14 protein-coding genes and 5 pseudogenes are annotated in these 13382 nt (G+C 47.4%); 3 read left to right on the top strand and 16 right to left on the bottom strand.

What is annotated here, in order from left to right:
- Positions 1–309: 309 nt before the first annotated feature.
- The 4 genes and pseudogenes from ACD630_RS11665 to fliD all read right to left on the bottom strand — a co-directional run.
- Positions 310–1485 (bottom strand): annotated as a pseudogene (locus ACD630_RS11665) (IS256 family transposase); the annotation flags it as partial.
- Between the two features lie 103 nt (positions 1486–1588).
- Positions 1589–1960, bottom strand: coding sequence for a flagella biosynthesis regulatory protein FliT (fliT, locus tag ACD630_RS11660; RefSeq protein ID WP_430359140.1), 372 nt, complete (start codon positions 1958–1960; stop codon positions 1589–1591).
- On the bottom strand, positions 1961–2374 hold the full coding sequence (fliS, locus tag ACD630_RS11655; protein ID WP_430359139.1) for a flagellar export chaperone FliS: 414 nt from the start codon (positions 2372–2374) through the stop codon (positions 1961–1963). It abuts the gene before it with no gap.
- A gap of 15 nt (positions 2375–2389) precedes the next feature.
- On the bottom strand, positions 2390–3814 hold the full coding sequence (gene fliD, locus ACD630_RS11650) for a flagellar filament capping protein FliD (protein WP_430359138.1): 1425 nt from the start codon (positions 3812–3814) through the stop codon (positions 2390–2392).
- Between the two features lie 163 nt (positions 3815–3977).
- Between fliD and ACD630_RS11645 the strand changes: the two are divergent.
- Positions 3978–4484: pseudogene (locus ACD630_RS11645) on the top strand (transposase); the annotation flags it as partial.
- Positions 4485–4505: 21 nt separating this feature from the next.
- Here ACD630_RS11645 and ACD630_RS11640 read toward each other — a convergent pair.
- The 3 genes from ACD630_RS11640 to ACD630_RS11630 form a co-directional block, all read right to left on the bottom strand.
- Positions 4506–4823, bottom strand: coding sequence for a transposase (locus tag ACD630_RS11640; RefSeq protein ID WP_430357859.1), 318 nt, complete (start codon positions 4821–4823; stop codon positions 4506–4508).
- Between the two features lie 82 nt (positions 4824–4905).
- The gene (locus ACD630_RS11635; protein ID WP_430359999.1) at positions 4906–5031 is read right to left on the bottom strand and encodes a hypothetical protein; all 126 of its coding nucleotides are present in this window, start codon (positions 5029–5031) and stop codon (positions 4906–4908) included.
- Between the two features lie 24 nt (positions 5032–5055).
- On the bottom strand, positions 5056–5421 hold the full coding sequence (locus tag ACD630_RS11630) for an IS630 transposase-related protein (RefSeq protein ID WP_430359137.1): 366 nt from the start codon (positions 5419–5421) through the stop codon (positions 5056–5058).
- 35 nt (positions 5422–5456) lie between these two features.
- Between ACD630_RS11630 and ACD630_RS11625 the strand changes: the two are divergent.
- A pseudogene (locus ACD630_RS11625) lies at positions 5457–6203 on the top strand (IS256 family transposase); the annotation flags it as partial.
- Between the two features lie 158 nt (positions 6204–6361).
- On the opposite strand, the gene ACD630_RS11620 reads toward ACD630_RS11625, so the two are convergent.
- Complete coding sequence (locus tag ACD630_RS11620; RefSeq protein ID WP_430359136.1) at positions 6362–7402, bottom strand: IS481 family transposase; 1041 nt, start codon at positions 7400–7402, stop codon at positions 6362–6364.
- 227 nt (positions 7403–7629) lie between these two features.
- Between ACD630_RS11620 and ACD630_RS11615 the strand changes: the two genes are divergently transcribed.
- Positions 7630–8523, top strand: a complete 894-nt coding sequence (locus tag ACD630_RS11615; RefSeq protein ID WP_430359135.1) for a flagellin — start codon at positions 7630–7632, stop codon at positions 8521–8523.
- A 96-nt stretch (positions 8524–8619) separates the two neighbouring features.
- On the opposite strand, the pseudogene ACD630_RS11610 reads toward ACD630_RS11615, so the two are convergent.
- The 8 genes and pseudogenes from ACD630_RS11610 to ACD630_RS11575 form a co-directional block, all read right to left on the bottom strand.
- Positions 8620–9958 (bottom strand): annotated as a pseudogene (locus tag ACD630_RS11610) (IS256 family transposase).
- Between the two features lie 157 nt (positions 9959–10115).
- Positions 10116–11039: pseudogene (locus tag ACD630_RS11605) on the bottom strand (IS5 family transposase).
- Positions 11040–11233: 194 nt separating this feature from the next.
- On the bottom strand, positions 11234–11515 hold the full coding sequence (locus ACD630_RS11600; RefSeq protein WP_430359134.1) for a hypothetical protein: 282 nt from the start codon (positions 11513–11515) through the stop codon (positions 11234–11236).
- An 80-nt stretch (positions 11516–11595) separates the two neighbouring features.
- Entirely contained in the window at positions 11596–11826 is a 231-nt protein-coding gene (locus ACD630_RS11595) for a hypothetical protein (RefSeq protein ID WP_430359133.1), read from the bottom strand.
- A 179-nt stretch (positions 11827–12005) separates the two neighbouring features.
- On the bottom strand, positions 12006–12197 hold the full coding sequence (locus ACD630_RS11590) for a hypothetical protein (protein WP_430359132.1): 192 nt from the start codon (positions 12195–12197) through the stop codon (positions 12006–12008).
- The gene (locus ACD630_RS11585; protein ID WP_430359998.1) at positions 12190–12255 is read right to left on the bottom strand and encodes a hypothetical protein; all 66 of its coding nucleotides are present in this window, start codon (positions 12253–12255) and stop codon (positions 12190–12192) included. The genes ACD630_RS11590 and ACD630_RS11585 overlap by 8 nt, the downstream gene beginning before the upstream one ends.
- 14 nt (positions 12256–12269) lie before the next feature.
- Positions 12270–12671, bottom strand: coding sequence for an ash family protein (locus tag ACD630_RS11580; protein WP_430359131.1), 402 nt, complete (start codon positions 12669–12671; stop codon positions 12270–12272).
- A 364-nt stretch (positions 12672–13035) separates the two neighbouring features.
- A complete protein-coding gene (locus ACD630_RS11575; RefSeq protein ID WP_430359130.1) occupies positions 13036–13278 on the bottom strand; it encodes a helix-turn-helix transcriptional regulator in 243 nt (80 codons plus the stop codon).
- Positions 13279–13382 lie beyond the last annotated feature (104 nt).

Below are 13382 nucleotides of genomic sequence, written 5' to 3'. Positions count from 1 at the left end.
CTAACTAACAACATCCATCCTTATCCCTTCGTCCCCGGCGTAGGCCGGGGGCACGGTACAGAGGGTGTGCGTTTAGCGTGAAAGAGATTCGCGCTTGCACGGGAATGACAGCGTTAAGGCAGTTTGTCAGTCACGTAGCCGTGGGGTAGAGCCTGTTTAAGATTTTGTGTAAATGCCTTTCCTCAGAAGTGACCGTCAAGGCGGTCACCGAACTCGATATAGCCAACCGACATTACTTTGATAACAGCCAGCTATGCTTTTTTGCCGCATATCAGGGCATCTGTTGTAATCATTTTTAAGTCGGTTGGCTATAATAAAGCGACTCATTGCCATACGCCAGTCCTGTAAGGGCATCGTCCATTTCTGTGATGCCGCCTGGATTGCCAGCCATACGACCTTCTTCACCGAGTCATCAGTTGGGAACACCTTGCGTTTCTTGATTGCATGCCGGAGCACGCTGTTCAGTGATTCTATAGTGTTCGTCGTGTAGATTACCTTGCGAAGTTCCTGCGGGTACGAGAAGAATGTCGACAGGTTGGCCCAGTTTGACTGCCAGCTCCGGCTTATCTGCGGATAGCGGTGATCCCATGTCCCACCGAACGTCACCAGCGCCTGAAGCGCGGCCTCTTCGGCTGGAGCCTGATACACTGCTTTGAGGTCGCGTGTTACCGCCTTATAGTCCTTCCAGGCAACGAAGCGCAGACTGTTGCGCACCATGTGCACGATGCACAACTGGATGCGGGCTTCCGGGTAGACCGTGTTGATGGCATCCGGGAACCCTTTCAGGCCGTCCACACAGGCAATGAGGATGTCGGTCAGGCCACGGTTTTTCAGTTCTGTCAGCACGTTCAGCCAGAACTTTGCGCCTTCATTTTCGGCCAGCCACATCCCCAGTAGCTCTTTCTGGCCTTCGATATTGATACCCAGCGCCAGGAACACAGACTTATTGATAACGCGGCTGTCCTGCCGGACTTTCAGAACGATACAGTCAAGGTAAACAATGGGATAAACCGCATCCAGGGGGCGGTTTTGCCATTCAACAACCGGCTCCATAACGGCATCGGTGACCTTCGATACCAGGGCGGGTGAGACATCCGCGTCATACAGTTCTTTGAACGCAGCGGCAATTTTGCGGGTGGTCATCCCTTTGGCATACAACGATAAAATCTGGTTATCCATCCCGGTGATCCGGGTCTGGTTCTTCTTCACCAGTTGCGGTTCAAAGGAACCATCACGATCACGTGGTGTACGCAGTTCCAGCGGACCATCGCCGGTGGTAACAGTCTTTGTGGAGTAGCCATTGCGCGTGTTAGTTCCAGATTTGGACTGGGGCTTCTCATGCCCGAGGTGATGGGTCATTTCAGCATTAAGGGCAGCTTCAACGCTGATCTTTTTCAGCAGGCGATCAAACTGGTTGAGAGCGTCAGGGGTTTTGAGATTTTTGGCCAGCTCGTTAGCCAGAGCCTGTAACTGTTTTTCGTCCATAAAGTAACCTGCTTTTGATGTTGGATTGAACATATCAAAACTAGGCAATTACACAATCTCGTGTACAGGCTCTTGCATCATGCAGCAAATTGCCCTGGCACCGTCACTCTTGAGGATTAATATTGCCAGGAATAACACCTTGGGGTGAGAATTCACCGTAGGCTGCATTGACACTATGCTGCTTAACTGACGCTTGCATTAATGAACTCAGCTCATCCATGCGTTTTTGCAGTAACTCTTTTATTTGCGCTTCACTTTCTATGATTTCTCGCAAAATTTTGCGAAATTGCAACTGCATCACACTGTCCAGATTATCGGGAATCGGCATCTTGCTCAGATTCTTCACCGACTGGATGTAGATAATCTCTTGTTCGACCACTTCATCCCATGCGCCGTTGTTAGCAAGAGCCAATATATGTCGGCTCAGTAGCTGAAGTTGCTGATAATCCTTTAGCAGTTGCGAAGGCGTTGTCATTTATGCTGCTCCGCTCTGTACCGCTTGCGGTGTAGGGCCAATCTGGCGCCAAGCATCAGAGATGCTATTAAGCAATGTTTCAACTTCGTCGATAATTTTTGCATCATTATGCAAGTTAGCAATCATTAAACGTTGAACCATGTAATCATAAAGGGCTGCAAGGTTCTCTGCCAACTCACCGCCTTTTTCTATGTCCAAGCCCGCTTTAAGGCCATTCGTGATGATATCGATAGCTTTGGATAAAGCGTAACCTTTACCAACAATATCATTCTGCTGTAATAAAATCCGCGCACGGACCAACGCACTGCACGCACCGTCAAAAAGCAGAACAATGAGCTGATGTGGTCTGGCGCTCATCACACTGCTTTCCAGGCCAACTTGGGCATAGGCCTGGCTGCCATTTCTGCTGTACATCAGTGACTTTCTCCATTAACTACTTTTGCTTAAGGCAGCGAGTTGTGTTGCCAGATATTCGCTGGTGCTATTCATTTTAGAAACCAACATATCTAACTGGGCAAACTGCGCTTTATAGCGCGCAATAGTATCTTCGATACTTTGCTGAGTGCGATCGTAGGTTTTCTTAATGGTTTTCAGCGTCGCTGCAATACTGTCTTTGGCGGTTTGGATTGCCCCTTTGCTGGAATCAAGAACGTTGTCTAAATAATTAGTGACTTGTGTAGCGTAGCCGGTGGTTTTTCCGTCGCCGACGAAGAAATCTAATACCTGACTGGAATTATCTGTCAGTGCAGTTGTTAGCTTATCGCTATCAATCTCAAGCATGCCGGTTTTGGGGTTTTGTTTAACGCCCATTTCGTTAAGCGTACTGATATCCATACCGCTCTGAGCGGAGGAGATTTGTGTTTTCAATGAGGTCTGGATACCACGGACAGTCCTGTTACCAAGCAATACACCGTTACTGGTGCTTTGTGCATCAGAACCAGGATCTACCTCTGTGTATTTGGTCAAGGTACCAATTGTCGTCTGCAGTGCATTGTACGCATCGACGTAATTTTGAACGGCTGTCTTCATCGGCGCAATATCAATGGCGATTGATAATGTCTCTGATGAGTTCGTCGCTGTTTGGGATTTCAAGGTTAATGTAACGCCGTCAATAGCGTCAGAAATCGTGTTACTTTGACGCTCAATCGTCATGCCATTAAGCTTTATTGATGCATTTTGCGCGGCAGTCTGCTGCGTCATTGCACCACTGCCAGCACCTGTATCGGAGGTATAATTCAATTTGCTATTCAGCGTGTCATCACCGGTGACGCTGATAGTCATCTTGGCATCGCTGCCAGTGTCTTTGGCCGTGATAGACAAATAATAAGTATCGTCATCCACTTTGATGATACTCGCACCAACATTGCCATTAGCCTTATTAATTGCATCACGGATGCCCACTAATGATGTTTGGTTATCGGTCAGTTTGATTTCAAGTGGTTTATCCTGACCTGGCTGGCTGATAGTCAGGGTCCGGGTATTGTTTTCTGTCGCTGAACCCTGCTGTGCTGTATTGCTGGCAAACTCACCCGAGATCAAGGATTGCGCGGTAGCAAGTGTCTTCACTTCTACACTGTAATTGCCGTTAGTTGCTTTGCTATCCGTTGTTGCAGTGAAGGCGGTATTGGTGCTGCTGACACTGGTTTTATTGATGCTGCTTGCTTTGGTCAATGCTTCTGCGGCAGTGTTCAGCTTTTCTAGTGCACTCTTAAGGGTGTCAAAGGCTTTATCTCGGTTTTCGTAAAGCGTTTGTTGTGCCTTTACCGAGGTTAAGCGAGTCTGTTCATTGGTTGTTAATTTCGAAAGAATATCGCTCATTCCGCTGGTGGAACCTGTGGAGCTGATGCTTGCCATGGTAATTCCTTATGAATAGGTTAATGCCTTCTAGAAGCTTATCGGCAAATAATGAACAAAGTTTAAAGTTATGCTCATTTCTGGTGTACGGGGTTTCGGGGAGGGTGGCGTATCCTGCTGATTGATTTCGTGGATGATTTCAACAACAGAGAGGTGATACCCCATGAAAAAGTCTACCCTACAGCTCTCCGCAGAACCAGATATTGCCGGTGATCCCTTGCATGAACTCATTCGTAATGGTGCCAGGTAACTGATAGCTGCCGCCGTTGAGGTTGAGCTCGAAGCCATGCTGCAACAACATGCTGAACGCCGCCTTGACGACGGGCGTCATCCTGTCGTTCGTAACGGCTATTTGCCCCCGCGAACCATACAGACGGGTATTGGGGATGTTGAAATTAAAGTACCTAAGGTCAGGGAGCGCAGCGGCAACGGAATATGCTTCAACAGCGCGTTGTTGACGCCTTATCTGAAACCTGCAAAAAGCGTCGAAGAGTTGCTACCATGGCTGTACCTGCGAGGCATATCCACCGGTGATTTTCACGAAGCCCTGAGGGCGCTTCTCGGTGAAAAAGCTAATGGCCTCTCTGCCAGTACCATCAGCAGACTGAAACAGCAATGGCTTGAAGAGCACAGGCAATGGTGCCTGCGTGATTTAAGCGATACGCGCTATAGCCAAGCGATTTAATTTTGATTACACCATATGGACTGAGAACAAAATCTCTGTATCGCAACCACTCTCTCTTTTTTTGCTTTTTGCTTGTGCCCATTTATGCTCAATGGGGTTAAGATCTGGCGAATATGTAGGCAAATACTCCACCATATACCCTGCATCGATGATGACTTGTTGAATATTATGTTTTTTGTGAAAAGTTGCATTGTCCATCACGATTACCCTGTTTTTAGGGAGTACTGGGATAAGAACTTGTGTGACCCAAGAATAGAAAACATCGCTGTTAATATTGATATCAAATAATCCGATAGCAAACAGCGTTGTGCCTAATATAGCCAAGCGACATTATTTTGATAACAATTAGCTGTATTTTTTTGCCACATATCAGGGCATTGGCTGTAATCATTTTTAAGTCGTTTTTCTATAAAGCGCCGATAACATTTGTTCTTCCCTTGGCTCCCCAGTTCTTCAGGCCAAAACACCGTTGACCTTTTGGGGAATAGCCGTGAGTCCGTGGGGTATCGTGTGGAAAACCACTTTCATCAATAAAAACAATAGGTTTTCCTTTTTTTCATACTGTTGTATTTTTTGTTGAAATGCTTGCAGGGCGCTTTCTTCGGCTTTCGGATGAGGTAGAATTTTTTTTATAGGTCAATCCCAACTTTTTAAGAGCGTGCCAAATGGCCTTCTGACAAACGCCAAAACGCTCTGCACGTTCTTTTTGGTAAGCATCTGGATATGGTTCAACATCTTTTATCAACTCGGATTTATCGCTCTTTCGCTGACGCGTGGTCGATGCTTTTGACGCTATTTGATTAATCCAACGCGATACAGAGGCAGGGCCAATCCGAAATTGCTTCGCTGTTTCTCGGATACTCAACCCTTCTTCTTCCCGTGTAGATATCACTTTACGTCTAAAATCAATTGAATAGCTCATTTAAATAATGCAATCAAAATTAAGTCGTTTAGCTATACGTTTATTTCTGGGCCGATGGCATATACAGCCATGTCAGGCAAGATGATTGCCTTTGCCTGCTGGTCATTATCGGCGCCACTGAGCATGGACGTAAGGAGCTGGTTGCGGTCGAAGATGGTTATCGAGAGTCAGAAGCAAACTGGGCCGAACTTCTTAATGGCCTGCGAGCACGTGGCCTAACCGTATCTCCCAAGCTGGCTACGGGAGACGGTGCCCTTGGTTTTTGGAATACAATGGCAAAGATATTCCCGGACACGCAGCACCAACGCTGTTGGGTGCACAAAACCGCTAATGTGTTGGCTTCACTCCCCAAAGCCATGCAACCGAAAGTTAAGGCTGAGCTGCGGGAGGTTTGGCTAGCAAAGAGCCGCGATGCCGCTAATGAAGCCTTTGATGTTTTGTTGGCAAGGTTTTCAGCGAAGTATCCTGCAGCGATGAAGAAGCTGGAGAAAGCTCGAGAAGAACTGCTGGCATTCTACGACTTCCCGTCAGAGCACTGGGCGTCAATAAGAACGACAAATCCGATTGAATCGGCTTTTGCGACTGTGAGGCTACGAAGCAGACGCGCGAAGAACGATGGTTCGAGAGAAACAACCCTGTCAATGGTATTTAAGCTGCTCCAGTCAGCTCAGAAAAGCTGGAATCGACTAAGAGGATTTGACCTGCTGACCCTGGTTGTAAGCAACGTCCAATTTAAGGATGGAGAACAGATTCACGAAGCATCAGAGCGGAACGTAGCCTGATCGCCATACACCAGATTTGCTAATAACTCCAAAGTTTAGTATAATCTTTCAGCAGAACTGAGATGGCACGATGGCATCCGCTACAGCGTATTTTAATCAGTGTACTAGCTCAGACCTGATCTGACAGTTATCGATTATTTATACAGGTGTCTGTCAGATTACATCTGCTTCAGATTCTTTTCTGCCCAGATCCGTTTTCCATCGAGTAAAGTGGACATCGGCGTACGCCCGCAGCACATTTTTCCCTGATGAGTTCGCTCATTATTGTAATGCCACAACCAGTTGTCCAGATCTACCTGCAGGCTTTCCAGGTCTCCATATAACTTCTTGCCGAACGTAACCTGATAAAAATCCTGCAAAATGGTTTTATGGAAGCGCTCGCAGATGCCGTTCGTCTGCGGAGACATCGCCTTCGTTTTCGTGTGCCCGATATCGTTGATAGCCAGATAAAGCTGATAATCATGCTGCTCCACTTTACCACAGTACTCCGTACCCCTGTCGGTCAGTATTCTCAGCACCGGCAGTCCCTGAGCCTCGTAGAACGGGAGTACGCGATCATTGAGCAGGTCGGCGGCGGTGAGCGGTGTTTTATTCGTATACAGCTTGCAGTGTGCCACTTTCGAGTACGTATCCACGAACGTCTGCTGGTAGATACTGCCCACCCCCTTCAGATTGCACACGTAGAAGGTGTCCTGCGAGCCCAGATACCCGGGATGTGCCGTCTCGATTTCACCGCAGGCCTCATCATCGTGCGCCTTCTTCTCCAAGGCTGCGATTTGAGCGTCGGTAAGGACAATGCCTTCTCTGGCGACCTTTTCCTCAAGCGCCTTCAGGCGTTTACGGAAGTTCTCCAGGTCGTGTCGTTGCCAGATGGAGCGCACGCCGCTGCCGGAGATAAACACGCCTTTTTTACGCAGCTCATTACTGGTCCGGTGCTGCCCATGGGGCGGGAACTCAATAGCATAATCAACAACCGCGCGTTCAGTGGCTTCGTCGGCGCGGTTCTTCAGGTTCGGAACCCGGCGGTTCTGGTTAACCAGCGCATCAATGCCGCCTTCAGCAGCCAGTTCCTGATAACGGTAAAATGTATCGCGTGACACGCCCATGCTCTTGCAGGCTTTTGATACATTACCGAGTTCTTCGGCGAGATTGAGCAGGCCGGCTTTGTGTTTGATAATGGGATTGTTAGTATGAAGCATGAGAGTTACCTCGCGTTTTGTTTAAGGATTAGACACCCATATCAAAACCGGTAACTCTCAACCTTTCAAGGTCCAGTGTCAGATCTAGTCGCGACTAATACAAAGGAAATTTTAAAAAATCATTAAAGCTTCCGAAAGGAGCGCCGATATCAGGTAGGACGGTGATGAAACCGTGGGCGGCAGACGCTGTCCCCCTAACTGACTTGAATTGAAAAAGGAATACAACTATGGCAGTGATCAACACTAACAGCCTGTCGGTGGTAGCACAAAATAACCTGAATAAATCTTACTCCGCACTGGGGACATCTATTAAACGTCTGTCTTCAGGCTATCGCATCAACAGCGCTAAAGATGATGCAGCTGGTCAGGCGATTGCTAACCGTTTCACCGCGAACATCAAAGGTCTGACTCAGGCTGCTCGTAACGCCAACGACGGTATCTCAATCACGCAGACTGCTGAAGGTTCTCTGAACGAAATCAACGACAACCTGCAACGTATCCGTGAACTGTCTGTTCAGGCACAGAATGGTACTAACTCTGCATCTGACATCGACTCCATCCAGTCTGAAGTTAACCAACGTTTGGAAGAAATTGACCGCATTGCTTCTCAGACTCAGTTCAACGGTATCAAAATGCTGTCCAAAAGCAATGCTGATACGTCTATTTCCATCCAGGTCGGTGTTAACGATAAAGAAGCTATCAGCTTCATCCTGAAAGGCAACTCTGGCTGGAACAAATTTGATCCCGCTGGTTCTGCCGCTGCTTCTGGTGGCCAGGTTACTGTTGCCGGTAAAGGTACTGCTGCTGGTCAACGTCAAGTTGGCGCCAAAGGTGTTGACGTTTTGGGTACTACCGTATTGGCTGATGTGTACGCTGCACTGAAAGCCGTTGATACGCAACGTAGTGATCTGGGTGCGATTCAGAACCGTTTTGAATCCACCATCACTAACCTGAACAATACCGTAGCTAACCTGACTGATGCACGTAGCCGTATTGAAGATGCTAATGTGGCGACCGAAGTGTCTAACATGAGCAAAAACCAGATTCTGCAACAGGCTGGTACTGCTGTATTGGCTCAAGCTAACCAGGTTCCGCAGACTGTTCTGTCTCTGCTGCGTTAATTGAGCCTGTTTAAGATTTTGTGTAAATGCCTTTCCTCAGAAGTGACCGTCAAGGCGGTCACCGAACTCGATAATAAAGCGACTCATTGCCATACGTCAGTCCTGTAAGGGCATCGTCCATTTCTGTGATGCCGCCTGGATTGCCAGCCATACGACCTTCTTCACCGAGTCATCAGTCGGGAACACCTTGCGTTTCTTGATTGTGCATGCCGGAGCACGCTGTTCAGTGATTCTATAGCGTTCGTCGTGTAGATTACCTTGCGAAGTTCCTGCGGGTACGAGAAGAATGTCGACAGGTTGGCCCAGTTTGACTGCCAGCTCCTGCTTATCTGCGGATAGCGGTGATCCCATGTCCCACCGAACGTCTCCAGCGCCTGAAGCGCGGCCTCTTCGCTTGGAGCCTGATACACTGCTTTGAGGTCGCGTGTTACCGCCTTATCGTCCTTCCAGGCAACGAAGCGCAGACTGTTGCGCACCATGTGCACGATGCACAACTGGATGCGGGCTTCCGGGTAGACCGTGTTGATGGCATCCGGGAACCCTTTCAGGCCGTCCACACAGGCAATGAGGATGTCGGTCAGGCCACGGTTTTTCAGTTCTCTCAGCACGTTCAACCAGAACTTTGCGCCTTCATTTTCGGCCAGCCACATCCCCAGTAGCTCTTTCAGGACTTCGATATTGATACCCAGCGCCAGGAAAACAGACTTATTGATATAGCCAACCGACTTAAAAATGATTACAGCCAATGCCCTGATATGTGGTAAAAAAATACAGCTAATTGTTATCAAAATAATGTCGCTTGGCTATAACGCTGCTGTCCTGCCGGACTTTCAGAACGATACAGTCAAGGTAAACAATGGGATAAACCGCATCTAGGGAGCGATTTTGCCATTCAACAACCTGCTCCATAACGGCATCGGTGACCTTCGATACTAGGGCGGGTGAGACATCCGCGTCATATAGTCAACCGACTTAAAAATGATTACAGCCAATGCCCTGATATGTGGCAAAAAAATACAGCTAATTGTTATCAAAATAATGTCGCTTGGCTATACAGTTCTTTGAACGCAGCGGCAATTTCGCGGGTGCTCATCCCTTTGGCATACAACGATAAAATCTGGTTATCCATCCCGGTGAGCCGGGTCTAGTTCTTCTTCACCAGTTGCGGTTCAAAGGAAGCATCACGATCACGTGGTGTACGCAGTTCCAGCGGACCATCGCCGGTGGTAACAGTCTTTGTGGAGTAGCCATTGCGCGTGTTAGTTCCAGATTTGGACTGGTGCTTCTCATGCCCGAGGTGATGGGTCATTTCAGCATTAAGGGCAGCTTCAAGGCTGATCTTTTTCAGCAGGCGATCAAACTGGTTGAGAGCGTCAGGGGTTTTGAGATTTTTGGCCAGCTCGTTAGCCAGAGCCTGTAACTGTTTTTCGTCCATAAAGTAACCTGCTTTTGATGTTGGATTGAACATATCAAAATCAGGCAATTACACAATCTCGTGTACAGGCTCGCCTCCGGGCTGGCTTTTTTTGTTTAAAAGGGCTTTGTTGAATAAATCAGAACTTGTAACGACTGCGCCCCATACGGGTCGATTGTTACGTGATGCGAATACTGTTCGGCATTCCTAATAGCGTGATCAGGTTAAGCGCTTTGACCATGGCCATGGCTTCACCCACCTGACCATCGTAGTCTCTCAGACTTAGATAACCACCCAGAAGCCTTTTGAACCGGAACATGGCCGTTTCAGCCACTGAGCGCCGGTGATAGCCCACTTTCTTTTTCCAGATATCGTTACTACCGCTAATGCGCTGATTTGCAACAGCGTGGTTACGCTCGTGGTAGCGATCTTGCCAATATTGCGCCCCCCTTCGTGGCGGGATAAGCGGCCTTATTTTCTTCCTCAGCAGAGCATCATAGCAGTAAACTGTATCCTAAGCGCCGTCAGCCGATGCCTCTCTGATTTTCCGGTGGGTCTGGTTTATCAGCGCTGGTAGAGCTTGGGCATCAGTCGTACCACTGAGCGACAAATCCACACAGATAATCTCATGCGTCACACTGTCTACTGCCAGGTGCAGCTTACGCCATACCCTGCGTCTGTCGGCACCATGCTGCCGGACTTTCCATTCGCCTTCGCCAAAGACCTTCAGGCCGGTTCCATCAATGACCAGATGTGAGATTTCACCACGGGTTGGCGTTTTTATGCTGATGTTCACTGTCTTTGCTCGCTTGCTGAGCAGCGAATAGTCTGGACAATGGAGCGACAATTTAATCAGTTTAAAAATCGAGTCACCAAAGCCCTGTAAAGCCCTCAATGAAAGGCCAAACACGCGTTTCATCATCAGGACTGTGGTGATGGTCATATCTGAGTAGTGGAGCGGTCGTCCACGCCGTTCAGTAGTGTTTTTTTCCGTCCATGCAGCAATGGCTGATTCATCTAGCCATACGGTTAAAGAAGCGCGCTGCTTGAGGGCCTTGTTATAAGAGGGCCAGTTGGTGATTTTAAAATTTTGTTTTGCCATGGAGACCTGATTTTGAAACAACTGTGTTGATCTGCTCCGATGATTACCCAAAAGTTCTATTTATTCAACAAAGCCAATGTAATCCCACTTACCTACAGACGCTTTGCTAATTTCTGATACTTTGATATTCTTCATGCCTAAACCTTTTTCAGTAAATTCATTAAGCGCCGCTTACTACGGCGCTTTTATTTAGTTCATGGTTTATTCATTGGTATTAGTGGATTCTGATATGGTTTTTTTCGTAGCCATTTATTACACATTCCCATCTCTGTTACTTCCTGCAATACAGCGGCGATATCATCATTGATATAGCTCAAGATATCAGGAACTAATAAAGGAGGAATAATGTCTATCGTCGTTCCACGAATAAGTAATTCCATATTAAAGGCAGTGTTTTTTGAGCGATTTAATTTTTTAAATCCCTTAAGGCTAAGGTGAGCAGGTTTTATATGATGAATATTGTTAGAAATACCCATTTATCATTCCTTTTTCTGTAAACGTGTTCATCCGCCGAAAATATATTCGGTTTATATTGATACAGGCTAATTACAGGTTATCAGCGTCGTTTTCTGATAATCGGCATGCTTATATCCAGTACCTTTAAGGCTTTAAAATGCGTTAATCCCTCCCTGCGTAATTGCGCCGCTGCGCGGATTATTGCATCGTCAGGACTAATTGCCTCAATCATAACCTGTGCACTGCGTGTATAGCCTTTAGGTGTTACCGCATAGCCAAAAACCTGATACGATTTATTCCGTGTGATTTTACCGCGAAATATATCAGCCACGTTTCACCTTCATTACCTTTACGGTGTACTCATTCTCGTCAGCGTATGTTCCATTGCAGGTAATATCATTCATTAATCTACGGGCAAGCTTTGCAGCTTTGCCGGGAGAATTATATTTCAGTGGACTTTGATAATATTTCTCTTCCCCCGTCATTACGTTACGGAAGATAACGAGTATTTTATACATTTCTGTCCTCCACAATTCTCACAATATATTCATGCGTGACTGCTTCTCCGGCATTCTTATGCACATAAGCCATTTTCTGCGCGTCTTTCCATGCTGATTCTCGGGTATTGTAGCGTCCGTTATGCACCAGTTCGCGCCGGTCGCCAGCTTCGTGATTAATCAGGGTGATAATGAGCTTAAACATGCGTCACCTCACGAACTGGCAGACGGCCAGCAAAGGAGGCAACGAAATCACGCGCTATAGTGCGTCGTGCGCTTATGAAATCAGGGGCGGTGATTCCTCGCGGTGGGGTTTAGCCGACGCGTCAGAACGGCGTACAGCGAGAAAAAGCCAGACAAACTGAGGATGTGAGTGAATTGGGGTAGTAGCCATAAGGCAACCTCCGATAACAGCATAATCATTGCTATCGCCGAAGGTGGAATTCTTCATGGTGGCGATAGCCCAGACGGGGATTCCACTACCGGCGTTATCGGAGGCCGGCCAGCCCGAAAGCTGCCCCGCCTGAGCTACCATTGACTTGACGGAGTGATGCGTTATCTGTTCATGCCCGGTGATAACGTGCCCGGAGTGAACGCACCACGCCATAATCTGGCGCTCTGTGGCGTTGGTTGCGACGTAAAAAAAGACGCATGGCGCGTCTGTCGTCGCCGATAACATACACGGGGTGGAATGCCCGGCTGCCCATTGAGGGGCAACGTCTGGATTCTGCGATCCATCGGGCGCAGTTGTCAAACAGTATTTTTTATTATTTTTCGCGCATGGCATAGTGGTCTCGCTTTAGTTGTACTTCATGATGTAAGGTTTTCCGGCTCAAATGAAAACTATCCGGAGAGATGATCCCCAACCCTGCCTGTTTTTTCTGGTGATATTTTTATAGTGAGTCATGCTGTTTTGCCAAGCCAGTTTTGGTAGAAAATGCTTGTCACCTCAGGTTTACAGTTTTCTTATGAGGCCTAACTGCATGATTTTGCGTTGCGAGGATCTGTCGTTTCACCGGGGGTGCAGCATAAAATATGTTTATTCAACAAAGCCATTGATGTCCCTCATGCCGACCATCACGTGATGCGGATATTTGCTCTTTAATCCAGTGTTCGACTTCGCTTTCGATAAATGAAATTGAGCGAGTACCTATTTTTACCGAACGCGGGAAAGCATTTTTAGAAAGCTGCTTATACAGCCATGCTTTACTACGCTGCACGCGACGCAAGACCTCTTTTGCAGAAATAAGAGACTGATAAAAATCAGGATTATTCGTGTATTCCATGTTAATTCCTCGTGTTCTACTCAAGTACACAATGACTGTAAACACTAGGAATGCCCGATTCTAGTGATAATAGAATCTATCGAAATTAAAATTAATTCTACTGA

The organism is Symbiopectobacterium sp. RP, from assembly GCF_050472005.1.
Taxonomy (GTDB): domain Bacteria; phylum Pseudomonadota; class Gammaproteobacteria; order Enterobacterales; family Enterobacteriaceae; genus Symbiopectobacterium.
The sequence above is the reverse complement of the archived record's forward strand: the minus strand, read 5'-3'. Positions and strand labels throughout refer to the sequence as shown.